The following is a 23,791-nucleotide window of genomic DNA, read 5'->3' on the forward strand; positions in this document are numbered from 1 at the left end:
GATGTCAGCCTAGGTAATCGGGTCAGCGGTTCTGCGTCGGCCACGCGTAGCGATGAGTCTTTCCTGCAGGTCGCGCAGCGGTTCTCCGTCCGGTCCGGTCAGTCGCGCCTGCCAGGTGTCGTCGGCCTGCAGCCACCACGACTGGGTGCCCTCGTCGAGCGCGAGGTCGAAGAGCTCGTCGAGCTCGGTGATGTGGTCCTGCTGCTTCAGCTGGACCAGCACCTCGACCCGTCGGTCCAGGTTGCGGTGCATCAGGTCGGCCGAGCCGATCCACACCTCCGGTTCACCACCGTTCTCGAAGTAGAAGACCCGGCTGTGCTCGAGGAACCGGCCCAGGATGCTGCGCACCTGGATGTTCTCGGACAGGCCGGGGATGCCGGGCCGGAGTGTGCAGATGCCACGGATCCACAACTCCACGGGTACGCCGGCCTGCGACGCCCGGTACAGCGCGTCGCAGAGAGCCTCGTCGACCAGGCTGTTCACCTTGATCCGGACCTTCGCGGGCCGGCCGGCCAGGTGGTGCTGCACCTCTCGCTCGATCCGCTCCATCAGGCCCCGCCGCACCGACTGGGGTGCGACCAGGATCCGCCGGTAGCCCGAGCTGCGGCCGAAGCCGGACAGGTGGTTGAACAGGTGGGCGATGTCCTCGGTGACCACCCGGTCGCTGGTGAGCAGGCCGAGGTCCTCGTACAGCCTGGCGGTCTTGGGGTGGTAGTTGCCCGTGCCGATGTGGGCGTAGCGGCGCAGACCGTCCGGCTCGTCGCGCACCACCATCGACAGCTTGCAGTGGGTCTTGAGGCCGATCACGCCGTACACCACGTGGCAGCCGGCATGCTCGAGCTGGCGGGCCCATTTGATGTTCGCCTGCTCGTCGAAGCGGGCCTGGATCTCCACCAGCACCAGCACCTGCTTGCCTGCCTCGGCCGCGTCGATCAGCGCGTCCACGATCGGGGAGTCACCCGACGTCCGGTAGAGCGTTTGCTTGATCGCCAGCACGTGCGGATCCGTGGCGGCCTGCTCGATGAACCGCTGCACGCTGGTCGAGAACGAGTCGTACGGGTGGTGCACCAGTACGTCGCGCTGCTTCAGGGCAGCGAACATGTCCGCCGGGTTGGACGTCTCCACCTCCGCCAGGTGCGGGTGGGTGGACGGCACGAAGCCGGGGTACTTCAGCTCGGCCCGGTCCAGACCGGCGATGTTGAACAGGCCACGCAGGTCCAGCGGGCCGGGCAGCTCGAACACCTCGGCAGCAGTGACGCCCAGCTCCGACAGCAGCAGCGCCTTCACCTGCGGGTCGATCGACTCCTCCACCTCGAGCCGGACCGGCGGCCCGAACCGGCGGCGCAGCAGCTCCTTCTCGAGCGCGGCCAGCAGGTTCTCGGCGTCGTCCTCCTCGACCTCCAGGTCCTCGTTGCGGGTGACCCGGAAGGTGTGGTGCTGGGTGACCTCCATCCCCGGGAACAGCTGCCCCAGGTGGGTCGCGATGATGTCCTCGAGCGGGACGAACCGGCCCTCGGCGACCTGCACGAACCGCGGCAGCAGCGGCGGCACCTTGACCCGGGCGAAGTGGTCGCCGCCGGTGTCGGGGTTGCGGACCACGACCGCCAGGTTCAGCGACAGGCCGGAGATGTACGGGAACGGGTGCGACGGGTCGACCGCCAGCGGCGTCAGCACGGGGAAGACGCGATCCCGGAAGAACCGGGTCATCTCCTCTCGCTCACTGTGCTCGAGCTCGTCCCAGCGGAGGATGTCGATGCCCTGCTCGGTCAGCGCCGGCTGGACCACCTTCTGCCAGGTCTCCGCGTGCCGGTCCATCAGCTCGCGGCTGCGGGCCAGGCTGCGGTCGAGCACCTCGCGCGGGAGCAGGCCGCTGGCCGCACGGACCGCGACACCGGCGGCGATGCGGCGCTTCAGACCGGCGATCCGGACCATGTAGAACTCGTCCAGGTTGTTGGCGAAGATGGCCAGGAACTTGGCCCGCTCGAGCAGCGGGATCCGGTCGTTCTCGGCCAGCTCGAGAACCCGCTGGTTGAATGCGAGCCAGCTCAGCTCGCGATCGGAAAAGCGGTCTTCCGGGAGGTCGCCGGCCGCCGCGATGTCGTACGGCGGCTCGACGTCGTACTCCCGGTTGTGGGACGCCAGCAAGTCTCCTGCCACGTTGTCCAGCATCCCACCCTTTGGTGAACGGGAGGTAGCCATGGGCATGTTCGAATCGCAGCCGGTCCCGCCCCGGACCGGCCGCTGTTGCTAGCGTCTCGCTTTGTGAACCCACGACTGGACTCGCTGCTCGGCAACGCGGTGTCCGCCGTTCAGGCGAACGCGGTGAAGCCGCTGTACGCGCTGCCCACGGCCGTCCGGAGGCGGCTGGCCGGTGCGCCGATCCAGATCGACGGCAACATCCTCGACCCCGAGGTGCAGCTGCTCCTGCGCGCCGAGGGCTTGTTGCCAAGTACAACGAAATCGAGCGTGGCCACGGCGCGTGCGCATCTGCGCACAGCGTGCAAACTGGTCGCCGGCAACCCGCGGGAACTACACCGTGTGACCGAGCTCACCGTCCGCGGTGCCGACGGCCAGCTCGGCGCCCGCCTGTACGTGCCCAAGGACGCCGGTCGTGGGCTCCTGGTGTTCCTCCACGGCGGCGGCTGGGTCGTCGGCGACCTCGACACCCACGACTGCCTGTGCCGGGCGCTGGCCGACGACGCCGGTATCCGGATCCTCTCGGTGGACTACCGCCTGGCCCCGGAGGCGCCCGCGCCCACGGCCGCCGAGGACGCCATCGCGGCCTTCACCTGGGCGGTCGACCACGCCGAGGACCTCGGGGTCGATCCCGCTCTGGTCGCTGTCGGCGGCGACAGTGCCGGCGGCAACCTGGCGGCTGTGGTCGCCCAGCAGTGCGTCAGGCGCGACCTCTCGCGTCCGGCGCTCCAGGTCCTCCTGTATCCGGGGCTCGACCTCGTCCATCGTCGCCCCAGCCGGGACCTGTTCCCGGAAGGCTTCATCATCACCGAGCACGACATCATCTGGTACCGGGACCACTACACCCCTGACCCCGGAGTCAGGCCGGACCCACTGGTCTCGCCCATCCTGGCCCCCGATCTCACCGGTCTGGCCCCCACCTACATCGCCACCGGCGGCTTCGATCCCCTCCGCGATGACGGCAACGAGTACGCCGACGCCCTGAAGGCCGCCGGTGTCGCGGTCACCCACATCTGCCACACGTCGCTGACCCATGGCTTCATGAATCTGCTCGCCGTCCCCGGTGCAGTCCAGGAGGCACGCGCTCACCTCACCGATCACCTCAGAGCCACGCTCCGCTGACCGGTGTTGGGGGCCAGGAGCCGCCCGGCTGGGGGGTAAGAGGCACGGACGGCTCCTGGTTGATGTTGTGACGTTTCCGGCCGCGGTTTATGACGCGATGTGAGCTAGCGACTTCGCTGTGACGTCATTCACAGGGTGGTGGACGGTGCGTACTGGACATCCAGCGCGGCCGTGGTGAAGCCGAGGGACGTGTAGAGACGACGGGCCGCAGTGTTGGTGCCGTCGACGTAGAGAACGATCGCGTCGAGGCCGCGGTCCTCCTGGAGATAGTGGAGACCCTGGAGCGTCAGCGCCTTGCCCAAGCCGCTGCCTTGGTAGTCGGGGGACACGCCGACCACGTAGACCTCTCCGACCCCGTCCTCGACCTTCGTCCAGTGGAAACCGGCCAGATCGCCGCTCTTGGCATCCACCGCCAGGAAGAATCCGGCCGCATCGAACCACGGCTGCTGCAGCCGCTCGGCCAGATCCTCCGCCGTCCAGCTGCCCTGCTCCGGGTGGTCCGCGAACGCCCGCGCGTTCACCTGCAGCCAGGCCGCGTTGTCCTGTCCCTCCACAAACGTCCGTACGTCGATGTCCTCGGCCCACACCGGGTCGGGCAGTGCCGCCCGGGTACGCCGGAGGAAGTAGAGCTCCCGGGTGACCTCCAGACCCAGCCGTGCCGCGAGCTCGTCGGAGCCAGGCAGCCGCCCGTGGGCCCAGACCCGGATCCGGTTGCCACCGTGGTCGAGCAGCATCCGGAGCAGCGCCGTACCGGTGCCCCGGCGTCGAGCCGTTGGGGTGACGACCAGCTCGGCGGATCCGTCGGCGGCCAGGGCGCCGTACCCGATGAGGTTCCGGGCGCTCTGCAGGCCGGAGACCTCGATGATGCCGGGTTCGCCTTCGTACGCGAGGACATGGACGTCTCCGGAGTGTTCACCGTCGAGATGGAGCAGCGTGCGCTCCGACAACGGGTTCACTCCGTCGCTCTGTGCCGCCGCGTGGGCGAGCTCTGTGACGGCGGCGGCAGTAGCCGAGGGCAACGGTGAGGGTACGGCTTCGAGAGTCACCCGAATACCGTAAAAGGTCCGGACGAGTTCATGCTCGAGTCCTTTCAGAGGCCCGGCGAGTCGGGTAATTTCGCGGCACCGCGCATCAAAGGTGATCGCAACGACGACGGAGAAGACATGGCCTTGACAGGACGAGACAAGACGTGGCCGAGGAAGCGATGGGCCCTCGGGCTGGTCGCCGCCGGGACGGCCGCGGTGCTCGGCTTGGCCACGGGGGGAACCGTGACCCAGGCGGCGCCGGCGAAACCGAAGCCGACGCACACCCAGATCCAGCTGCTCGCCATCAACGACTTCCACGGCAACCTGGAGCCGGCGACGGGCTCGAGCGGCAACATCAACGGCACGCCGGCCGGCGGGGCGGCGTACCTCGCCACGCACCTGAAGCAGATGCGGGCGGCCGCGGAGGCCAAGGGCCAGGATTCGGTCACGGTCGCCGCGGGTGACCTGATCGGCGCCTCGCCGCTGCTGTCGGCCGCGTTCCACGACGAGCCCACGATCGAGGCTCTGAACGGGATGGGCCTGGAGGCCGCCTCGGTCGGCAACCACGAGTTCGACGAGGGCTGGCACGAGCTGCTCCGGATGCAGACCGGCGGCTGCCTGCCGGACGGCGACGGGCAGAACAACCAGAACTCCTGCCCGGACGCCAAGCACCCGTTCACGGGCGCGAAGTTCAAGTACCTGTCGGCGAACGTGTTCTTCGAGAACACGCAGAAGACGCTGTTCGCGCCGTACACGATCAAGAGCTTCAAGGACGGCCGCAAGGTCGGGTTCATCGGCATGACGCTGGAGAACACGCCGAACATCGTCACCAAGTCCGGCGTCGAGGGGCTGACCTTCAAGGACGAGGTCGAGACGGCCAACGCGCTGGTTCCGGTGCTGAAGAAGAAGGGCGTCGAGTCGATCGTCGTGCTGCTGCACGAGGGCGGCTTCCCGGCCGACCCGCGGGCCTACAACAGCTGCCCGGGCATCTCCGGCCCGATCGTCGACATCAACGCCGGGCTCGACCCGGAGATCGACGCGATCATCTCCGGCCACACCCACCAGGCGTACAACTGCTCGCTGCCGGTCCCGGGCGCCCAGCCCCGGCTCGTCACCAGCGCCTCGTCGTTCGGCCGCCTCGTCACCGAGGTCCGGCTGAGCATCGACAACGCCACCGGTGACGTCGACCGGCTGAACACGCTGGCGAACAACCAGATCGTCACCCAGGACGTGCCGCAGGACCGCAAGACCAGCGAGCTGATCGCGAAGTACAAGACGCTGGTCGACCCGATCGCGAACAAGGTGATCGGTCACATCACCACCCCGTCGGTGGTGCGCACGAACGACGACTCGCTCGAGTCACCGCTCGGCAATCTGATCGCGGACGCGCAGCTGGCCGATCCGACGGTGGTGACCGACGGGAAGACGCCGGTGGTGGCGTTCATGAACCCGGGCGGCATCCGGGCCGACCTGGCGTCGACCGGTGGTCAGGTCACCTTCGGACAGGCGTTCACGGTGCAGCCGTTCAACAACTTCCTGGTGTCGATGGACATGACGGGCACCCAGATCAAGGCCCTGCTGGAGCAGCAGTTCTCCGGGGTCAACGGTCCGGAGCCGGCCAAGTTCAAGGTGCTCCAGGTCGCCGGCATCACCTACACCTGGAACCCGGCCGCGGCGGCGGGTTCGAAGGTGGTGGCCGGATCGATCAGGATCGCCGGTCAGCCGCTGGTGGACGCGACGTCGTACCGGATCGTCACGAACAACTTCCTCTCCGACGGCGGTGACGGCTTCCCGGCCTTCACCACCGCGACGAGCAAGTTCTTCGGCGGCCTCGACATCGACGCCTTCGCGAACTACCTGACCGCGCACGACCCGTACACGCCGGTGGCGACGGACCGGATCTCGATCGGTTCCTGACCTCAGACGAAGAACTTCACCAGTACGAAGGCCAGGGAGGCGGCGGTGGTCAACGCCGCCTTCCCTGAGCCGAAGCCGCGCTTGAACGCGGCGCCGAACACGGCGACCGTCAGCGGCACCAGCATGACCAGCAGCGTGATCCCGGCCGCATGCACTCCGACATGCGATCGCCCGGTCAGCACCAGGCCGAGGACGAATGCGAACGTCAGCCCGAGCCAGGTCGTGATCTGGATCGGCCCGTCGTCACTGCGATGCCCGCGATGCGACGCTCGGGTCGCACGGCGATGCGAAGTCGGAGCAACGTGCGCCATCGGTCACCTTCCGAAAAGAACCGAGTACGCAAGGTAGCAGCATCTTCCCCAGAAGGTAAAAGCCTCAGCCGCCCGCGAACGGGGGCAGAGCATCGACCTGGGCGCCGGCGTGCAGCGGTGTGGCGGGGTCGGCGCGCTGGCCGTCCAGCAGGAACGTGCAGATGCCGAGCACCCGGGCCAGCTCGGGCCGGTCGGTGGAGACGGTGCCGATCAGGTCGCGGATCGAGGTTGCGTCGGCCGTCGCGGAGGACTCGCCGGCGGCGCTGCGCGCGGCGGCGAAGTACCTGATGGTCACTTCCGGCATCTGGGAGTACGCCTCACTGGTCGAGAGCTCTTCCGCTATTATGTCAGCTTGCTGTTGCTACCCAGTGTGTCTCAGGTCCGCGGCAACGACGCCGCCGGGGCCTGACGACCGGGCACAAGGAGACAGCGTGAGTACGTTGCTTCTGCTGACGAACGCCCTGCAGGCCTCCACGGAGGTGCTGCCGTCGCTCGCGCTGCTTCCGCACCAGATCCGGATCCTCCCCGCCGAGGTCGCCGCGCTGGTCGATGCTCCCGACGCGGATGCCGTCCTGCTCGACGCCCGCCGGGACCTGGTCGCCGTCCGGGGCGTCTCCCGCCTGATCCGGACCACCGGGATCGAGGTGCCGCTGATCCTCGTCGTCACCGAGGGCGGTCTGACCGCGGTGAACGCCGACTGGGGCGCGGACGACGTACTGCTCGACACAGCAGGTCCCGCCGAGATCGAGGCGCGGCTGCGGCTGGTGATCGGCCGCCTCGCCGCGGCCCGCGACGAGGACCCCGACTCCAGCCTCATCCGCACCGGCGACGTCGTGATCGACGAGGCCTCGTACACGGCGAAGCTGAACGGGCGGGCGCTCGACCTCACCTACAAGGAGTTCGAGCTGTTCAAGTTCCTCGCGCAGCACCCGGGCCGGGTGTTCACCCGCGAGCAACTGCTGCAGGAGGTCTGGGGCTACGACTACTTCGGTGGCACCCGGACGGTCGATGTGCACGTACGACGGTTGCGCGCGAAGCTCGGCCCGGAGCACGAGTCCCTGATCGGCACCGTGCGCAACGTCGGCTACCGCTTCGTCGTCCCACCGGTCTCCACGCGCGAGACCGCTGACACCCCGGCCTGAACCAGGCGGCCGTCTCAGTCCTCCGGGCGGCCCCGGAGGCGCTTGGTCTGGCTTCGGCGTTTCTTGTCGTCGAGCCGGCGCCGGACGGACGACTTGCTCGGCTTGGTGGGCCGCCGCTTCCTCGGCGGTGGCGCTATCGCCTCCCGGATCAGCGCCACGAGCCGCTCGCGAGCCGCCTCCCGGTTCCGCCACTGCGACTTGTACTCCGACGCCGCGATCGTCACCACACCGTCGACCAGCCGCGACCCCAGCCGTTCCAGCGCCCGCGCCTTCAGTACGTCGCTCAGCGCCGTGGTCGCCGCCACATCGAAACTCAGCTCGACCCGGCTGTCCGTCGTGTTCACCGACTGCCCGCCCGGCCCACTGGACCGCGAGAACCTCCACCCCAACTCGCTGCCCGGAATGACCACCCCCGCCCGCACCACCAGTCCGTTCTCCACCCGCCCATTGTCCAGTCCGAGGAGTGAAACGGCTGGTTGAAGCGTAAACACTGCGACGTACTGTGGATTGCTATGAGCCTGGGGACATGGGTACTGGTCGCGGCGGTTGCCGCTGGTGTCCTGTTCAGCCTGGCCAAGGTGTGGTGGGACGGGCGGTTCCGGAAGGTCGTGACGCGGGAAGTGGACAGCGTGGAGCGGGTTTCCGCGGCGGAGGTCGGTGCCGAGCTGGGGGAGCGGGCGACGCTGCTGCAGTTCTCGTCGGCGTTCTGCGCACCGTGCCGGGCGACCCGGCGGACGCTGGCCGAGGTCGAGGGCATGGTCGAAGGCGTGCGGCATGTCGAGCTCGACGCGGAGTCGCACCTGGATCTGGTTCGGCGGCTCGACATCCTGCGGACCCCGACGACACTGGTGCTCGACCGCACCGGAGCGGTCGTCAAACGCGCCAGTGGTGCGCCGCGCAAGCCCGACGTGATCGCCGCGCTGGCGACCGCGCTCGACCGCCAGCCGCAGTAGACGGCGTCCAGTAGCTGCCAACCCGATGGCGGAGGCACCGCCTCTTAGGGAATGCTGTGCCACGTGAGCTACCCAGCCGGTTGGTACGACGACCCACAGGACCCGACCCAGCAGCGCTACTGGGACGGCAACGCCTGGACTGATCAGCGCCGTGGCCAGCAGGGTCCCGGTCCGTACCAAGGCCAGCAGTACGGGCAGCCCGCCCAGCACGGCCAGGTGTACGGCGGAGGGCAGTCCGGCTCGCCGACCCAACCCCAGTACGGCCAACCCGCGCAGTACGGCCAGCCGGCTCAGTATGGCCAGCCCCAGCAGTACGGACAGCCCCAGCAGTACGGGCAACCGCAGCAACAGGGGCAGGGCTACCCCGCGTACCCGCAACAGCAGCAGGGTTACGGCTACCCCGGACTGCGGGTGCCGTCGACTCCGGACGGTCAGCCGCTGTCCGGCTGGTGGCGCCGCGTCTGGGCCCGTGTCCTCGACTCGATCATCGTCGGGCTCATCGGCCTGCCGCTGACCGGCTACTTCTACTACCAGTACTTCCAGGTGATCTGGGACTACCTCGAAGACACCATGGACGCCGCGGCCGCCGGGAACACCCAGACGAGCAGCACGCTGCCGGCCGAGGCGTACAAGTGGATGATCCCGGCTGTGCTGATCGGCGTGGTCGTCGCCTTCGTCTACGAGTACTTCTTCCTGACCAAGAAGGGCGCGACGCCAGGCAAGATGGCGCTGGGTATCGCGGTCCGGCTGCGCGACGTCGCGGGCCTGCCGCCGGGGCAGGCGGTGGCGAAGCGCTACGGCTTCATCATCGGCCTCAGCGTGCTCGGCGGCATCCCGCTGGTCGGCACTCTGTTCGGCTTCATCGCGCTGATCAACTACCTCTGGCCGCTCTGGGACGACAAGAAGCAGGCCCTGCACGACAAGGTGGCCGCCACGAACGTGGTCCGGACCTAGCCCTGTCCGAAATCTGATCAGTTGTCTCACTCAATGGGACCAGGGACGGACAGTCACCCGGGTTTCCGTAGTCTCGATCCGTGGCATACACGACATGGCTGACCAAGCGCCGGGCAGTGGACAACTGCCGGGTGCGCTCGTCGCTGTGTCGTCGCCGCTGACCAGGCGGCGTCCCGAGCGCTGCGGAACCGGTCGCTGAGCACGGTTCCGCGTACGTCGTCTCCCCGCAGACCCGGGCGGGTCCGGCTCGAACCACTCCTTCTCCGGGAGTTGTCATGTCCGATCGGACGGCGCAACAGCACACGGCGAAACACCCCCAGGTCGACCCGCGGGGACTCCGGTTCGCAGCCGGCGTCACCACGGTGCTCCTGGCGCTGACGCTCGTACTGAACAGCCCCTGGCCGCTCGCGGTGCAGACCGTGGTGTTCGCGATCTCGGTCGCGTTCGGCGTCCAGGCATCGCCGTACGGGCAACTGTTCAAGCGGCTGATCCGGCCACGGCTCGGTCCGCCCGAGGAGTTGGAGGATGCCGCCCCGCCGCGGTTCGCCCAGCTGGTCGGCCTCATCTTCGCAGTCGTCGGTCTGGTCGGGTATCTGACCGGTGCGACGGTGCTGGGCGTGGTCGCCACCGGATTCGCCCTGGTCGCCGCGTTCGTGAACGCGGCCGTCGGGCTCTGCCTCGGTTGCGAGGCCTATCTGCTGATCCACCGCATTCGTACGCCAACCCATGACACCAACGCCGCTACCAACTGAGAAGAGGCAGCACACATGAGCAGGGAATCCGCGCTCGTCTCGGCCGACTGGGTCGAAGAGCACAAGAACGACGCCGGGGTCGTCCTGATCGAGGTCGACGAAGACGTCTCGGCGTACGACGCCGGCCACATCGCCGGCGCGATCAAGCTGGACTGGAAGGACGACCTGCAGGACCCGGTCCGCCGGGACTTCGTCAGCCAGGAGCAGTTCGAGGCGCTGCTGTCCGACCGCGGTGTGAAGAACGACGACACCGTCGTCCTCTACGGCGGCAACAACAACTGGTTCGCGGCGTACGCGTACTGGTACTTCAAGCTGTACGGGCACGCCGACGCCCGGCTGCTCGACGGCGGCCGCAAGCGCTGGGAGCTGGACAGCCGCGAGCTGACCGACGAGGTCGTCAAGCGCGAGGCCACCGAGTACAAGGCGAAGGCGCAGGACCTGAACATCCGCGCCTTCCGCGACGAGGTGAAGGACGCCATCGGTGTCAAGAACCTGGTCGACGTCCGCAGCCCCGACGAGTACGCCGGCCGGCTGCTGGCTCCGGCTCACCTGCCGCAGGAGCAGGCGCAGCGCGCCGGGCACATCCCGACCGCCGCGAGCATCCCGTGGAGCAAGGCGGCCAACGAAGACGGCACCTTCCGCTCCGACGACGAGCTGCAGAAGCTGTACGCCGACGCGGGCGTCGACTTCGGCAAGGACACCATCGCGTACTGCCGGATCGGCGAGCGCTCGGCACACACCTGGTTCGTGCTGCACGAGATCCTCGGCCAGGCGAACGTGAAGAACTACGACGGTTCCTGGACCGAGTGGGGTTCGCTGGTCGGCGTACCCGTTGCCCTCGGCGACGAGCCCGGAAAGGCCTGACACATGTGCGGAGCGAAGAAGGGCGGCCTCGACCTCAAGGGTGTCGACGTCGACAAGGAAGCCGTCATCCAGGGCCAGGTCCTGCGCGGCGAGGAGCCGGTCGGTGGCGCGTACGTGCGGCTGCTGGACTCCTCCGGTGAGTTCACCGCCGAGGTGCCGACGTCGGCGACCGGGCACTTCCGGTTCTTCGCGGCGCCGGGCAGCTGGACGCTGCGCACGCTGGCGCCGAAGGCCGACCCGGTCGACCGTCAGGTCGTCGCCCAGTACGGCGCGGTCGCGGAAGTGTCCGTCACCGTCTGAGTCGTCGATCGTTACTGATGGTGCCACCTCCACCCGATGGTGGCCCACCCTGAAGTAGGCACCGAAGGGCCCGGACCTTGCGCGTCCGGGCCCTTCGGCATGTCCGGATCCGCCGCCGTACAGGGCCTTTGCGGTCATCGTGCCCGAGTTACGGGTACGGCGGGAAATCTCGGCTGCCGGGCGGCCAGGTAACGGTTTGGTCTCGGAGCGGGGTCAGCTCGTCACCTACCGCAATCGGCTGAGTTGTGTCTGTGTCCTGACCCGCACTTCGGGTCACGTCATCACTCAGGGAGGAGGGGTCAATGCGACCCCGCATCGGATACAAGAAGCTCGCCGCCGTCGGAGTTGCGGCGGTTGTCGGCGTGGCTTCTACGATCGCGCTGACTTCGGGTTCTGCGTCCGCCTCGCCGGTTTTCGGATACAGCGGCTACTCGTACGGGACCGACGTTGAATCCGGGCTGGCGAACAGCGGCCCGCAGGTGGTCAGCAAGTTCGGTTGCACCACGGACGCCACGAAGGCCGACAAGAACGACATCGCCACGGCGAACGTGAACAACCAGGCGATCGCCCGCAGCGTGCGGACCGACACGCACGCGTTCAACGACAAGAGCGGGACCGGCGTCACCAGCAACGCGACCGCCGTCGACATCAAGGTCGGCAACCTGCTCACGCTGACGGGTGTGAAGACCACCACCACGGCGAAGTACTCCAAGGGTCAGCTGTCCTACACCGGCAACACGACGTTCGCCGGCGTGAAGATCGGCGCCCTCTCGGTGCCGTCGCTGATCAAGCCGAAGTGGAACACCAAGGTCGCCGTTCCGGGCCTGGGCTACATCGTGCTGAACCGTGTCGGTGGCGTGAAGACCAGCTCCGGCATCTACTCGTACGCGCAGGCGGTCGTGCTGCACGCGACGGTGAAGAACCAGTACATCCCGGAGGGTGTCGACGTCGCGGTGCTGAAGACCCGCGCGGAGATCTCCAAGCCGGCCACCGCGCTGGTGATCGGTGACGCGTACGGCACCAAGGCCAACGCCGACAAGCTGGTCGTCTCCGGCCCGACGTCGCTCCAGACCACCTGCCAGGGGACTGAGGGCAAGACGGTGAAGGTGGCCGTCGGCGAGCTGAACATCCCGAAGGTCGCCTACGTGGGTGCGGTCTACACCACGAAGAACGGCGCCATCGGCGAGAACAAGTCCTACATCAACTTCACCTCGCACGTCGGTGGAGTGAAGGTCGGCAACCTGTCGATCGGCGCCATCGAGTCCTCGGCGTCGGCGTGGAAGACCAAGGACGGCAAGGGCGGCGTGAGCTCGTCCTCGAGCATCGCCTCGATCAAGGTCGGCAACAAGACCTACCCGGTCGCGACCGGCGAGAACAAGACGCTGGAGATCCCGGGCGTCGCCCGGCTGACCTTCAACCAGGTCCTGCGGCAGCAGCGGTACATCTCCGTGAACGCCCTGGTGATCGACGTCTACAGCCTGAACACCAAGGTCATCGTCGGCCACTCGGCCGCCGGCGTCGTCAGCTGACCCAGCTCGACGCACCTTTCTGAGTCGCACCTCACCGACCCAGAACAGCACACACCCGGCCCCGGGCCCCGGATCTCACGATCCGGGGTCCGGGGCTGGTGCTAGTGCCCTGCGTCGGAGATCCCTTGGCGATTGCGGCGCCCAGGCACGCACCTCGCGGCGTTGGAGAAGCATCCACGATGCTCCGCATCGAGGACGCTTCTCCGCCTTGCGATGCACGCACCTGGACACCGCAATCGCTCAAGCGATCTCCGACGCAGGGCACTATTCCTGCCGCAACCGCGCCGCGAGCTCCGCGTTGCGTTGCGCGAACGTCCGCCAGGCAACCGGTGTGGCCTCCACCCGGTCGCGGGCCGTCGTCTCCGCCACCGCCTGCTGCGTCCAGGTCTGCATCCGTCCACCGAGCATTCGGAACCGCACCAGCACACCGTCCGACCAGCCGTGGACGTCGACATCCTGCGGATCGAGTCGGGACACCTTCTGCTCCGCGACGATCCACTCGAACGCCGCGAGCTCGTCCTGCAGTTTGGCCGCGAACTCGAACCGGAGCCCGGCCGCGGCCCGATCCCGGCGACGGACGAGCTCGGCGCGCAACGCCGTCACCGCGGCCGGATCACGCTCGAGGACGGCGCACGCCGTCCGGGCCAGCGCCTCGCGGTCGTCCGGCCCGATGCCGAACAACTCGGCGAACTCACGGATCGATCCGTTGGAGTCCGCCGTGTACTGCAACGGCAGCACGCGCTGAAGCGCCGAGATCGCCTGCCGCACGCGCAATCCGCCCAGGTACGGACCGAAGTGCGGCGCCGCCGGGCTGACGGTGTGCGTGAACCGCAGCCCCGGCCGCTGGGGTCCGTTGTCGAAGCGGATGTAGCCGACGACCTCGGCCCCGCCCTCCATGCGGTTCCAGCGCGGCTTGGAGTGCTCCAGCAGGTTGCGCTCCAGCCAGGCCGCCTCGTGCTCCGAGTCGCACCACACGCTCTCGATCCGCGCGATCCGGCGGACCATCCGAGCCAGCCGCGGCCGGTCGCCGAGGTGGGTCCAGTACGACTGCACCCGGCGGCGGAGGTTCACCGCGCGGCCGATGTACAGAACCTTGCCGGCGTCGTCGCGGAAGCGGTACACGCCCGGCTCCTGCGGGAGCCGGCGGGCCACGGCGCGTGCGGCGGTCACGGGTGTCAGGCGTCCAGGATGAGGGTGACGGGGCCGTCGTTGACGAGGGCGACGTCCATGTGGGCGCCGAACCTGCCGCGTTCGACCTTGGCCCCGAGTGACTCCAGGGCCACGCAGAAGGCGTCGTACAGGGGTTCGGAGACCGGGCCGGGCGCGGCGGCGCTCCACGACGGGCGGCGGCCCTTGCGGGTGTCGGCGTACAGGGTGAACTGGCTGATCGCGAGGATCGGTGCCTGCTCGTCGGACGCGGACCGCTCGTCGTGGAGGATGCGCAGGGTCCAGATCTTGGCGGCGAGGGCCTTCGCCTTCTCCTCGGTGTCGTCATGGGTGACGCCGAGCAGGATCACCAGCCCCGGCCCCTCGATCGCTCCGACCACTTCGCCGTCGACGGTCACCGACGCCTGGCTCACCCGCTGTACTACAGCTCTCATGGAACCATCCTGCCCTGCGGGATATGGTCCGGTCATGGCGTCCACTCTGATCACCGTTGCCCCGACCGGTGCCGAGACCGCGAAGGCGGACTGCCCGGCCCTGCCGACCACGCTCGACGAGCTGGTGGAGACGGCGAAGCGGTGCGAAGCCGCCGGGGCGGCGATGATCCACCTGCACATCCGCGACGGTGAGCACCGGCCGACGCTCGAGCTCAGCCGCCTGACCGACGCGGTCGCCGCGATCCGGGCGAACACCGGGCTGATCGTGCAGCTCTCGACCGGCGGCGCGGTGACGGATCCGTACGACCACCGCCTGCGGGTGCTCGACGCCGGTCCCGACTCCTGCTCCCTGACGATGGGGACCGTCAACTTCGGTGACGACGTGTTCATGAACCCGTGGCCGTTCGTCGCCGAGCTCTACCAGCTGAGCCAGGAGCGCGAGGTGGTGCCGGAGTTCGAGCTGTTCGACCTCGGGCATGTGGCCGCGCTGCACCGCCTGCTGGACAAGTTCGGCCTGCCGTACGGCGGCCGCGTGCACTGCGACCTGGTCATGGGCGTCCCGGGCGGCATGCCGGGTACGACGGACGCCCTCGTGGCAGCCGTCAACGCGCTCCCCGCCGCCGTCACGTCCTGGTCGGCGACAGGGATCGGGCGTACGTCGCTCAACGTCGCGCTGGCCGCCTTGTCGAAGGGCGGTCACCTCCGGGTCGGCATGGAGGACACGCTGACGCTGGCGAAGGGCCGGCCGGTCACGCACAACGCCGAACTGGTCGAGCGTGCCGCTGCCCTCGCGACGATGGCTCAGCGCCCGCCGATGTCGCCGGACGAGGCCCGCGACCTCTTGAACGTGAAGCGCGACCGCTGAACCACGAACCACACCGCGCCGGCCACGATGATCGTTGCCTCCAGCAATAGCCAGTCGCGGAGGTAGTCGCGCGGCAGCACGGTCGGGTTGACGCCCTTGCCCTGCCGCAGCAGTAGCGGAAGCGCGATCAGTGTGGTCAGACCGACGTACAGCAAGGTGGTTCGGACCGCGCTGATGGTGCGGTGATGGTCCGGACCGGCGGACCACCGGGTCACCAGCCAGCCGGTGCCGACCGTGAGCGGGACAAGGACGAAGTCGTCGGCCAGCACCGCGCCGGCAAGCCAGAGCGGCAGCCGGACAAGCGCTTGGACCTGCACCGCGTCCAGCAGGAGCCACAGTCCCCAGAGGCCGACGCCGATACCGGCGGCTGCGAGGGATGCTCGGAGTTTCATGCGATGACCTCCAGGCGGTGGACCCACTTCGTCTGCAGTACGCCGGGCCGGTTCGGGGCGATGATGCGGGCCGGGTAGCCGTGGTCGAGGGCCAGCTCACCGCCGTTCAGCCGCAGCGCCAGCAGCGTGAGCGGATCGCCGGCGAACTCGGGTGGGAGCTCACTGGTCGCGTAGAAGCCGCCCTTCTCCATTGAAACCACCCGGATCCGGGAGCCCTTCGCCGCGCCGCACAGTTGCAGGAGATCGCGGATCCGGATGCCTTCCCACCGGGCGCCCTGGCTCCAGCCTTCGACGCAGGCGATCGGCAGATCGGACCGGCTCTGCGGCAGTTGCCGCAACTCGTCGAGTGTGTACGACAGCTCCTGCGGTCCCTTGATCGTGAAGCGCCAGTCCGGTCCGATCCCGCTGACACCCGCGTCGTGCGCCGTACGGTTGACCGGAAGGCCCTGCGGACCGACGTTCGGCTTGCGAGGCGCCAGCACCGCGACCGGGCCCAGGGCCGGAACGGATTGGCCAACCGACGTGATGCCGGCCAGCGCGGCCGCCCCGGCGACTGTCCGGAACAGGCCGCGGCGGGTCAGGCCGGTGATTGCTGGCGGCAACGAGTCGGTCAGCTCGTCCGTCGTACGGCGCCAGTGCGCGACGATCAGCGGGAACTTGACCGCGAGGTGGACGAGCAGCGCCCCGCTGATGATCCAGGCCAGCGCGTAATGCGTTTGTCTGAAGGGAAACGGCCACGGATACCACTGCAGCGTGTTGACGAATCCGATGAACAACTCGAGCGCCATCGTGGAGACCAGTACCAGGATCGACAGCCGCTCGAGGACGCCCGCGAGTGCCTGTCGGCTCGGCGGCCAAGGGAGTTTCGCGAACAGCTTGGGATAAACGGTCCACAACTTTGCCAGCAGCAACGGTACGGCGACCGTCCCACTGAGGACATGCAGCCCCTGGGTCACGCGGTACAGGGAGGCCGGCCGGCTCGGGATGTGAAGCCAACCAGGGGTGTCCTGCTGGAAGTGGCTGAACAGCCCGGTGAGGAAGCAGATCGTCACCGCGATCCCGAGCCAGCGTCCGATCACCGTCGCGACCCGCGGATGGTGCAGCGGGGAGGGGAACGACCTTTCCGTCGGGGGCGCCGGAAGCTTCATGCTTCCACTACAACGCAGATCACCTGCCCCGAACGCCGCTCACCGGTTACTGCTCGCGAACGGCGGGACCGTCAGTAGACGATCGCCTGGGTCCCGTCGGTGAGGATCTCCTCGGTGAACGCCGGGGCGCCGGCGATCCTGGTGCCGGGGAGCAGGTCGGCCTCGGTGAGGTCGCGGCGCTTCGCGCACTGGGTGCAGACCGTGAGCTGCCCGCCCTCCAGAACCGCGCCGACCAGGTCCGCCAGCGGCGCCGCGTGCGGGAGTTCGAACGTCTCGGCGCGCCCGGGGACGGCGAACCAGACGGCGTCGCCGGTCAGCCACAGGGAGACGGTGGCTCCGGCGGCCACGGCGGTCGCGGCGACGGTGAACGCCTGGTTCGCGCGTTCGGCCTCTTCGGCGCCTGCGGTCAGCTTGATCACCAGGGTGCGGGACATCACGCCACGGTAACCGAAGCTTCCGGGCCGGTATCCCCTAGACTGGCCGACGTGTTGCACGTCATCTTCACCACGCTGCTGGTCCTGGTCTGTGTGTTCATGGGCTGGTTCTCGGCATTCGTCGTCTACCGGCTGTACCGCGGCCGCAGCGCGAACTGAGTGACCTGATGGCGTTCGAGATCCCGCAGGACCTGCACCCCGACCTGATCCCACTCGCGTGGCTGCTCGGTCGCTGGGAGGGCCGCGGCCACGGCGACTACCCGACGATCGAGAAGTTCGAGTTCGGGCAGCAGATCGACTTCAGCCACAACGGCAAGCCGTACCTGCACTACGTCAGCCAGACCTACGTGGTCGGCGAGGACGGCACGAAGGAGCGCCCGCTGGCGGTCGAGACCGGCTTCTGGCGGCCGCAGCCGGACAACAAGGTCGAGGTCATCCTGGCCCACCCGACCGGCTTCGCCGAGATCTGGTACGGCGACATCGACGGCGCGAAGATCGAACTGCAGACCGACGTCATCGCCCGGACCGTGAGCGCCAAGGAAGTCACCGCCGGCCACCGCCTCTACGGCCTGGTCAAGGGCGAGCTGCTCTGGGCCTACGACATGGCCGCCGAGGGCCAGGCCCTCCAGCCCCACCTCTGGGCCACGCTGGTCCGGTCCAGCTAACTCTCGGCCACCCAGGAGTACTCGACCTTCGGTCGTCCGCTGCGGCCGTCGTAGCGCTGGGTGCGGAGCGCCTGTCCCTGGTCGGCGAGGTGCTCGAGGTAACGGCGTGCGGTGATCCGGGAGGTGCCGAGCGACGTGGCGACCTCCTCGGCCGTCCAGCCCTCCCGGTTGCCGAGCAGTTGTACGACGCGATCCAGCACCGAACCGGCCAGACCCTTCGGCACCGACGAGACGGTTGCTGGGTGCAACAACCGGTCGACCTCGTCCTGATCCGCGACCACCTGCCCCGCCTCCGCCGCTCGCCGCTGCCGTGCGTACGCCGTCAGCCGGTCCCGCAAAGTCTCGTAGGCAAAGGGTTTCAGCACGTATTGCACGACACCGATCCGCGCCGCGGCCTGTACCGCGGCCACTTCGCGCGCCGACGTCACCGCGACCACGTCGATCTGGTTGCCCAGGGCCCGCAGCCGGCGGACCACGTCGAGTCCGTGCCCGTCGGGCAGGTTCATGTCCAGCAGCACCAGGTCGATCTCGCCACGGGCCAGGACCTGCAGCGCACGGGCCGCCGTACCGGCGACGCCGATGCAGGTGAAGCCCTGCAGGCGCTCGACGTACGTGCGATGGGCCTCCGCGGCGACCGGGTCGTCCTCGACGACGAGGACCCGCAGGTCAGGCACTCGCGCTCACCGCCCGCGGCAGCCGGACCCGGACGGTCAGCGCCGGTACGTCGTCCAGCTCGGAGTCCGGGTCGACCATCAGCGTGCCCTGCCAGCGCTCGACCGTGCTGCGCACCAGCACGAGGCCGAGTCCGTGGCCCGGCTCCGCCTTCGTCGTCCAGCCCCGGTCGAACATGTGCGCCAGCTCGGTCGCACCCAGCTCCGCACCGGTGTTCGTGACGATCAGGTCGATCGCGTCGCGTGTCGTACCGGCCCGCAGCTCGACTCGGCGCGGAGCGGGACCGCCCCGCGCGGCCTCGATCGCGTTGTCCAGCAGGTTTCCGACGACCGTGACCACGTCCTGTGCGGGCAACCGCGTGTTCAGCGGCTCCTGGCCAAGCTCCAGCGTCAGCACCACACCGCGCTCCTGCGCCTGCGCGAGTTTGGCGAGAAGCAGCGACGCGAGCACGGGATCACCGACCGTCCCGACCACCCGATCCGTCATCGCCTGTGCGAACTGCAGCTCGGACACCGCGAACTCGCGGGCCCGTTCCGGCCTGCCGATCTCGATCAGGCTGACCACGGTGTGCAGGCGGTTGGACGCCTCGTGGTTCTGCGCCTGCAGGGATTCGGCCAGACTGCGCACCGCATCCAGCTCACCCAGCAGCCGCTGCAGCTCGGTGTGGTCTCGCAGCGTCACGATGCGGCCGGAGCGTGACGGTTGCTGGTTCACGACCACCACGCCCTGCACTCCGAGATGGAGTTCGTCGTACGCCGTTCGGCCCGCGCGCAGCAACTCCGCGAGGGTGGAGGGCAGATGCAGGTCCTCGATCGGCGTACCCGGGATGACCTCGCTCAGGCCGAGCAGCTCCAGGGCTTCGTCGTTGGCGAGCTGGACGCGGCCGTCGGCGTCCAGCAGGATCAGGCCTTCGCGGGCCGCGTGCAGCACGCCCTCGTAGAAGTCGAGCATCCGGGCCAGCGACTGGGTGCCCATCCCGCGGGTGGCCCGGCGGACCCGCCACGTGACCAGCGCGTTGCCGGCGATCGCGACGCCGAGCATGAGGCTGGCGACGCCGAGCATCGAGCGCAAGTCGAGCCGGATCAGCTCCCACCAGCCGGGTGGCGCGACGCCGGCAGCCGACGCATCCCGCTCGGCCTGGGCCCGGGAGCGGCTGACCATGGTGATCGACACCATCAGGATCAGGATCGCGACCGTGACCGTCTGCAGCCAGAGAACCTGGCGGCGCAGTTCCCACGGCCGGCGACGCATGCGGACAGTTTGCACCGAGAACGATATGAACGAAACGCGCCCTTCTCCTGTGCGTCACGTCACAGTTACCCAAGCAGCACCCGGCCCCTCCTCCATTGCCCGCCGGCCGATACAGGGAGTCCCACCATGTCGAGCCCGACCGAACCGCGACCGACCCCGGTCCGCAACGACCGCACCCATTTCCTCTACATCGCCGTCATCGTCGCCGTCCTGCTCGGCATCGGTGTCGGCTTCCTCTTCCCGGACTTCGCGGTCGAGCTGAAACCGCTCGGCACCGGGTTCGTGAACCTGATCAAGATGCTGATCAGCCCGATCATCTTCTGCACGCTGGTGCTCGGCATCGGCTCGGTCCGGCAGGCCGCCAGCGTCGGCAAGGTCGGCGGTCTCGCGCTCCTCTACTTCCTGGTGATGTCGACGGTCGCGCTCGGTATCGGCCTGGTGGTCGGCAACATCGTCCAGCCGGGTTCCGGTCTGAACCTGACCGACAAGCTCCGGGAGACCGGTCAGAAGCAGGCCGCCGGCGCGCACGAGAGCACGACCGACTTCATCCTCGGCATCATCCCGAAGTCGCTGCTGTCCTCGCTGACCGAGGGCGAGGTGCTGCAGACCGTGCTGGTCGCCCTGCTGGTCGGCTTCGCGCTGCAGGCGATGGCTGCCAAGGGTGAGCCGATCCTGACCGCCATCGGGCACATCCAGCGGCTGGTGTTCAAGATCCTGTCGATGATCATGTGGACCGCGCCGATCGGTGCGTTCGGCGCGATCGCGGCCGTCGTCGGCGCCACCGGCTGGGACGCGCTGGTCAGCCTGGGCAAGATCATGCTGGCCTTCTACATCACCTGCCTGCTCTTCGTGATCGTTGTCCTGGGCACCGTTCTTCGCGTGGTCACCGGGATGTCGATCTTCCAGCTGCTGCGCTATCTGGGCCGGGAGTTCCTGCTGATCGTGTCGAGCTCGTCGTCGGAGACCGCGCTGCCGCGGCTGATCGGCAAGATGGAGCATCTCGGCGTCGGCAAGCAGGTCGTCGGTATCACCGTCCCGACCGGCTACTCGTTCAACCTCGACGGCACCGCGATCTACCTGACCATGGCGTCGCTGTTCATCGCCGAGGCGATGGACACGCCGTTCTCGATCGGCCAGCAGATCTCCCTGCTGCTGTTCATGATCGTGGCGTCGAAGGGCGCCGCCGGTGTCACCGGTGCGGGCCTGGCCACGCTGGCCGGCGGCCTGCAGTCGCACCGGCCGGAGCTGGTCGACGGCGTCGGCTTGATCGTCGGCATCGACCGGTTCATGTCCGAGGCCCGGGCGCTGACGAACTTCGCCGGCAACGCGGTCGCGACCGTCCTGGTCGGCCACTGGGTCGGGGCGTTCGACAAGGAGCAGGCCAAGCAGGTCTTCGCCGGTGACGATCCGTTCGACGAGGCCGCGTTCGCGGCCGGAGACACCCACGCGGGCGACGTTCCCCTCGAGGACAGGCGCAGTACCGAGCCCAGCCGCAGTATCGACCACTGAGCCACCTGTCCCACCCCTCCGGCACTGCCCGTCAGCTCCCCCCGCTGACGGGCAGTGCTGCGTTCAGCACCCGGCCCGCCCCACCCCGCACTCGCCATCGCCCTTCCCCCCGGATGCATTTGACGGGATATCCCGTGGTGTTGGGGGTTCTCTGGTCGTATGCGGGGGGAGAACCCGTAAGAGCAGGGGATATCCGTTCAAATGCGGCCCCAAGGCGGGAGGGCGGTGGGGGAGGTGGCGGAGGGATTAGCTCCCTGTGAGCTTCTGGACGACTGGGGCCAGGTCGTCGAGGTACGTCGAGTTGACCGTGATGTACGTCGTTCCGAAGGTGTCGCGCCGGCGCTCCAGTTCGTCCGCCATCTGCTGAGGCGTACCGCGCAGCATCATCAGCGAGTCGCTCGCCTCCAGCTCCTCCGGACTGACACCGGAGGCCTGCTTCGTCCACGGCGGGAGCTCGCGCGTCCCGGCCGCGAAGAGGTTCATCGCCAGCTCGATCTCGTCCGCCCGCGGTCCGGCCAGTTCACGTAGGTCCTGGACGAGTCGCAGGATCTCCGCACGCGGCGTCATCGCGTCCTTGGCGATCGACACGATGTCGGCCCGGGCCGCGGCCAGCGCCAGCGCCCGTGGTCCACCGGCGGCGAGCATGATCGGCGTACGCCGCTCGCCGTCGAGGTCCGCCAGCAGGTCGAGGGTCTCCCGGACCTGGTCGCGGCGCTCCTTGCCCGATCCGAACGGCAGGCCGATCTCGGCCGCCTGCTGCTCGACACCCGGGCGACCGGTTCCGATGCCGAAGTCGAAGCGGCCGTCGGTGAGCACGGTCAGCGTGTGTGCGTCCCACGCGGCCTGCCGAGGCGTCCGCAGCGGGGCCGCGGCCACGAAGGTCCCGACCCGGAGGTCGGCCAGCGTCGCGGCCATCGCGAGCGAGGCGAACGGTGACGGCAGCTGCAGGCCGTCGGGCATCAGCACGCTGGTGTAGCCGAGCTCCGCGGCCCGTCGCACCGTCGTGGTCCACTGCTCCGCGGTCGTCGGGCTGCCCACGACGCCGAAGCGGAATCGCTTGTCACTCATCGCCTTGCTCCCTTCACTGGATTCGATGCCTCCAGCCTGCCGATGGGCAGGGTTGTCCACATCCCACGACGGGAGGCGTTCGCCGTACGCCGGCCGACGTACTCTGGTGACATGTCACGGATGCGCAGCCCCCTGCTCGACCGGCCCGGCGCGGTCGAGGCCGACGGACTCGACGCCGGGGTCGCGGCCCACTACGGCTCGGATCTGCGGGAGCAACGCGCCCTGGTCGCAGTGAAGGCGTTCGTCGACCTGTCGCACCGTGAGGTCGTCACGATCACCGGTCCCGACAGGTTGACCTGGCTGCACGCGCTGACCACGCAGTACTTCGAGGGGCTTACGCCCGGTACGTCGACGACCGCGCTGCTGCTGTCGCCGACCGGCCATGTCGAGCACGTGATGTACGGCGTCGACGACGGCGAGACGTTCTGGCTGCACACCGAGCCCGGCGCGGCCGCGGCCCTGGTCGAGTGGCTGCAGAAGATGGTGTTCATGTCCCGCGTGGAGATCGCGGATGTGACCGACGACTACGCGATCGTCTGGCGGCCCGGACCGGCTCCCGCGGACGGTCCGCTGACTCGCAGCGGCGCGGACTCGCTCGGCGGTCACGAGGTGTTCCTGCCGCGCGCCGAGCTGGCGGGTCTGGAGGGTCCGGCGGCCGGAGTCTGGGCGTACGAGGCGCTCCGGATCGAGGCCGGCAACCCGCGGTTGGGCCTGGACACGGACGAGCGCGCGATTCCGAACGAGCTGGGCTGGCTCGGCGTCGCCGTCCACCTGGACAAGGGCTGCTACCGCGGCCAGGAGACGGTCGCCCGGGTGAACAACCTCGGCCGGCCACCGCGCCGGCTGGTGCGGCTGCACCTGGACGGTTCGGTCGACCACCTGCCCGCACACGGGTACGCCGTACGCGTCGGGGACAAGCAGGTCGGGTTCATCGGGTCCGCGGCGCGGCATCACGAGCTGGGCCCGATCGCACTGGCACTGGTGAAGCGGAACGTGGACCCCGAGGTCGTGATCGAGGTGGTCGCCGAGGACCAGCCGACGGTGACCGCGACCCAGGAGGTCCTGGTCGACCCCGAGGTGGGGCTGCACGTGCGCTCGCGGTTGTGAGCCGGATCATTCGC

Annotated in this window: 26 protein-coding genes; 13 read left to right on the forward strand and 13 right to left on the reverse strand. The window is 68.8% G+C overall.

Going from position 1 to position 23,791, the window contains the following annotated elements; translation table 11 throughout:
* Nucleotides 1-9: 9 nt before the first annotated feature.
* Nucleotides 10-2,169 carry an RNA degradosome polyphosphate kinase gene (locus ACGFH6_RS33760; protein WP_393392118.1) on the reverse strand — a complete coding sequence of 720 codons (2,160 nt, stop codon included), beginning with the start codon at nucleotides 2,167-2,169 and terminating at the stop codon, nucleotides 10-12.
* Nucleotides 2,170-2,262: 93 nt separating this feature from the next.
* On the opposite strand from ACGFH6_RS33760, the gene ACGFH6_RS33765 reads away from it, so the two are divergent.
* Nucleotides 2,263-3,318 carry an alpha/beta hydrolase gene (locus tag ACGFH6_RS33765; RefSeq protein WP_393392121.1) on the forward strand — a complete coding sequence of 352 codons (1,056 nt, stop codon included), beginning with the start codon at nucleotides 2,263-2,265 and terminating at the stop codon, nucleotides 3,316-3,318.
* 128 nt (nucleotides 3,319-3,446) lie between these two features.
* Here the strand turns inward: ACGFH6_RS33765 and mshD are convergent, their stop codons facing one another.
* A complete protein-coding gene (mshD, locus tag ACGFH6_RS33770) occupies nucleotides 3,447-4,364 on the reverse strand; it encodes a mycothiol synthase (protein WP_393392124.1) in 918 nt (305 codons plus the stop codon).
* Between the two features lie 117 nt (nucleotides 4,365-4,481).
* Between mshD and ACGFH6_RS33775 the strand changes: the two genes are divergently transcribed.
* On the forward strand, nucleotides 4,482-6,260 hold the full coding sequence (locus ACGFH6_RS33775) for a bifunctional metallophosphatase/5'-nucleotidase (protein WP_393392128.1): 1,779 nt from the start codon (nucleotides 4,482-4,484) through the stop codon (nucleotides 6,258-6,260).
* Between the two features lie 2 nt (nucleotides 6,261-6,262).
* Here ACGFH6_RS33775 and ACGFH6_RS33780 read toward each other — a convergent pair whose 3' ends face one another.
* Nucleotides 6,263-6,571: a hypothetical protein gene (locus tag ACGFH6_RS33780; RefSeq protein WP_393392131.1), complete on the reverse strand. Its 309-nt coding sequence runs from the start codon at nucleotides 6,569-6,571 to the stop codon at nucleotides 6,263-6,265.
* Between the two features lie 64 nt (nucleotides 6,572-6,635).
* Entirely contained in the window at nucleotides 6,636-6,875 is a 240-nt protein-coding gene (locus tag ACGFH6_RS33785; protein WP_360443427.1) for a MoaD/ThiS family protein, read from the reverse strand.
* A 127-nt stretch (nucleotides 6,876-7,002) separates the two neighbouring features.
* On the opposite strand from ACGFH6_RS33785, the gene ACGFH6_RS33790 reads away from it, so the two are divergent.
* Nucleotides 7,003-7,713: a winged-helix domain-containing protein gene (locus tag ACGFH6_RS33790; protein ID WP_393392134.1), complete on the forward strand. Its 711-nt coding sequence runs from the start codon at nucleotides 7,003-7,005 to the stop codon at nucleotides 7,711-7,713.
* A 14-nt stretch (nucleotides 7,714-7,727) separates the two neighbouring features.
* Here ACGFH6_RS33790 and arfB read toward each other — a convergent pair whose 3' ends face one another.
* Nucleotides 7,728-8,153, reverse strand: a complete 426-nt coding sequence (gene arfB, locus ACGFH6_RS33795) for an alternative ribosome rescue aminoacyl-tRNA hydrolase ArfB (protein WP_393392137.1) — start codon at nucleotides 8,151-8,153, stop codon at nucleotides 7,728-7,730.
* A 72-nt stretch (nucleotides 8,154-8,225) separates the two neighbouring features.
* Between arfB and ACGFH6_RS33800 the strand changes: the two genes are divergently transcribed.
* From ACGFH6_RS33800 to ACGFH6_RS33825, 6 genes are all read left to right on the forward strand, one after another.
* On the forward strand, nucleotides 8,226-8,666 hold the full coding sequence (locus ACGFH6_RS33800; protein ID WP_393392140.1) for a TlpA family protein disulfide reductase: 441 nt from the start codon (nucleotides 8,226-8,228) through the stop codon (nucleotides 8,664-8,666).
* Nucleotides 8,667-8,729: 63 nt separating this feature from the next.
* Nucleotides 8,730-9,620, forward strand: coding sequence for an RDD family protein (locus ACGFH6_RS33805; RefSeq protein ID WP_393392143.1), 891 nt, complete (start codon nucleotides 8,730-8,732; stop codon nucleotides 9,618-9,620).
* Nucleotides 9,621-9,895: 275 nt separating this feature from the next.
* Nucleotides 9,896-10,372 (forward strand): DUF4395 domain-containing protein, encoded by a 477-nt coding sequence (locus ACGFH6_RS33810; RefSeq protein ID WP_393392146.1) that lies wholly within the window; start codon nucleotides 9,896-9,898, stop codon nucleotides 10,370-10,372.
* A gap of 15 nt (nucleotides 10,373-10,387) precedes the next feature.
* Entirely contained in the window at nucleotides 10,388-11,236 is an 849-nt protein-coding gene (locus ACGFH6_RS33815) for a sulfurtransferase (RefSeq protein WP_393392149.1), read from the forward strand.
* Nucleotides 11,237-11,239: 3 nt separating this feature from the next.
* Nucleotides 11,240-11,536: a DUF1416 domain-containing protein gene (locus ACGFH6_RS33820; protein ID WP_131518391.1), complete on the forward strand. Its 297-nt coding sequence runs from the start codon at nucleotides 11,240-11,242 to the stop codon at nucleotides 11,534-11,536.
* A gap of 302 nt (nucleotides 11,537-11,838) precedes the next feature.
* Nucleotides 11,839-13,065, forward strand: a complete 1,227-nt coding sequence (locus ACGFH6_RS33825) for a choice-of-anchor P family protein (protein ID WP_393392153.1) — start codon at nucleotides 11,839-11,841, stop codon at nucleotides 13,063-13,065.
* A 264-nt stretch (nucleotides 13,066-13,329) separates the two neighbouring features.
* On the opposite strand, the gene ACGFH6_RS33830 is transcribed toward ACGFH6_RS33825, so the two are convergent.
* The gene (locus ACGFH6_RS33830) at nucleotides 13,330-14,235 is read right to left on the reverse strand and encodes a GIY-YIG nuclease family protein (protein ID WP_393392156.1); all 906 of its coding nucleotides are present in this window, start codon (nucleotides 14,233-14,235) and stop codon (nucleotides 13,330-13,332) included.
* A 5-nt stretch (nucleotides 14,236-14,240) separates the two neighbouring features.
* Nucleotides 14,241-14,666, reverse strand: a complete 426-nt coding sequence (gene dtd, locus ACGFH6_RS33835) for a D-aminoacyl-tRNA deacylase (protein ID WP_393392160.1) — start codon at nucleotides 14,664-14,666, stop codon at nucleotides 14,241-14,243.
* 34 nt (nucleotides 14,667-14,700) lie between these two features.
* Here dtd and ACGFH6_RS33840 point away from each other — a divergent pair, with 34 nt between their 5' ends.
* Nucleotides 14,701-15,531, forward strand: a complete 831-nt coding sequence (locus tag ACGFH6_RS33840) for a 3-keto-5-aminohexanoate cleavage protein (RefSeq protein ID WP_393392163.1) — start codon at nucleotides 14,701-14,703, stop codon at nucleotides 15,529-15,531.
* On the opposite strand, the gene ACGFH6_RS33845 is transcribed toward ACGFH6_RS33840, so the two are convergent.
* From ACGFH6_RS33845 to ACGFH6_RS33855, 3 genes are all read right to left on the reverse strand, one after another.
* Complete coding sequence (locus ACGFH6_RS33845) at nucleotides 15,468-15,923, reverse strand: hypothetical protein (protein WP_393392166.1); 456 nt, start codon at nucleotides 15,921-15,923, stop codon at nucleotides 15,468-15,470. The genes ACGFH6_RS33840 and ACGFH6_RS33845 overlap by 64 nt on opposite strands.
* Entirely contained in the window at nucleotides 15,920-17,071 is a 1,152-nt protein-coding gene (locus tag ACGFH6_RS33850; protein WP_393392169.1) for a molybdopterin-dependent oxidoreductase, read from the reverse strand. The genes ACGFH6_RS33845 and ACGFH6_RS33850 overlap by 4 nt, the downstream gene beginning before the upstream one ends.
* Nucleotides 17,072-17,142: 71 nt before the next feature.
* Entirely contained in the window at nucleotides 17,143-17,505 is a 363-nt protein-coding gene (locus tag ACGFH6_RS33855) for a DsrE family protein (protein ID WP_360443465.1), read from the reverse strand.
* Between the two features lie 167 nt (nucleotides 17,506-17,672).
* On the opposite strand from ACGFH6_RS33855, the gene ACGFH6_RS33860 reads away from it, so the two are divergent.
* Nucleotides 17,673-18,170 (forward strand): FABP family protein, encoded by a 498-nt coding sequence (locus ACGFH6_RS33860; protein ID WP_393392173.1) that lies wholly within the window; start codon nucleotides 17,673-17,675, stop codon nucleotides 18,168-18,170.
* Here ACGFH6_RS33860 and ACGFH6_RS33865 read toward each other — a convergent pair.
* Nucleotides 18,167-18,844, reverse strand: a complete 678-nt coding sequence (locus ACGFH6_RS33865) for a response regulator (RefSeq protein WP_393392175.1) — start codon at nucleotides 18,842-18,844, stop codon at nucleotides 18,167-18,169. The genes ACGFH6_RS33860 and ACGFH6_RS33865 overlap by 4 nt on opposite strands.
* Nucleotides 18,837-20,093 (reverse strand): sensor histidine kinase, encoded by a 1,257-nt coding sequence (locus tag ACGFH6_RS33870; RefSeq protein ID WP_393392177.1) that lies wholly within the window; start codon nucleotides 20,091-20,093, stop codon nucleotides 18,837-18,839. The genes ACGFH6_RS33865 and ACGFH6_RS33870 overlap by 8 nt, the downstream gene beginning before the upstream one ends.
* Before the next feature lie 126 nt (nucleotides 20,094-20,219).
* On the opposite strand from ACGFH6_RS33870, the gene ACGFH6_RS33875 reads away from it, so the two are divergent.
* Nucleotides 20,220-21,602: a cation:dicarboxylate symporter family transporter gene (locus tag ACGFH6_RS33875; protein WP_393392180.1), complete on the forward strand. Its 1,383-nt coding sequence runs from the start codon at nucleotides 20,220-20,222 to the stop codon at nucleotides 21,600-21,602.
* Between the two features lie 246 nt (nucleotides 21,603-21,848).
* Here the strand turns inward: ACGFH6_RS33875 and ACGFH6_RS33880 are convergent, their stop codons facing one another.
* The gene (locus ACGFH6_RS33880; protein WP_393392182.1) at nucleotides 21,849-22,670 is read right to left on the reverse strand and encodes an LLM class flavin-dependent oxidoreductase; all 822 of its coding nucleotides are present in this window, start codon (nucleotides 22,668-22,670) and stop codon (nucleotides 21,849-21,851) included.
* A 111-nt stretch (nucleotides 22,671-22,781) separates the two neighbouring features.
* Between ACGFH6_RS33880 and ACGFH6_RS33885 the strand changes: the two genes are divergently transcribed.
* Nucleotides 22,782-23,777 carry a YgfZ/GcvT domain-containing protein gene (locus tag ACGFH6_RS33885; protein ID WP_393392185.1) on the forward strand — a complete coding sequence of 332 codons (996 nt, stop codon included), beginning with the start codon at nucleotides 22,782-22,784 and terminating at the stop codon, nucleotides 23,775-23,777.
* Nucleotides 23,778-23,791 lie beyond the last annotated feature (14 nt).

The organism is Kribbella sp. NPDC049227, assembly GCF_043197265.1.
Classification (GTDB): Bacteria; Actinomycetota; Actinomycetes; order Propionibacteriales; family Kribbellaceae; genus Kribbella.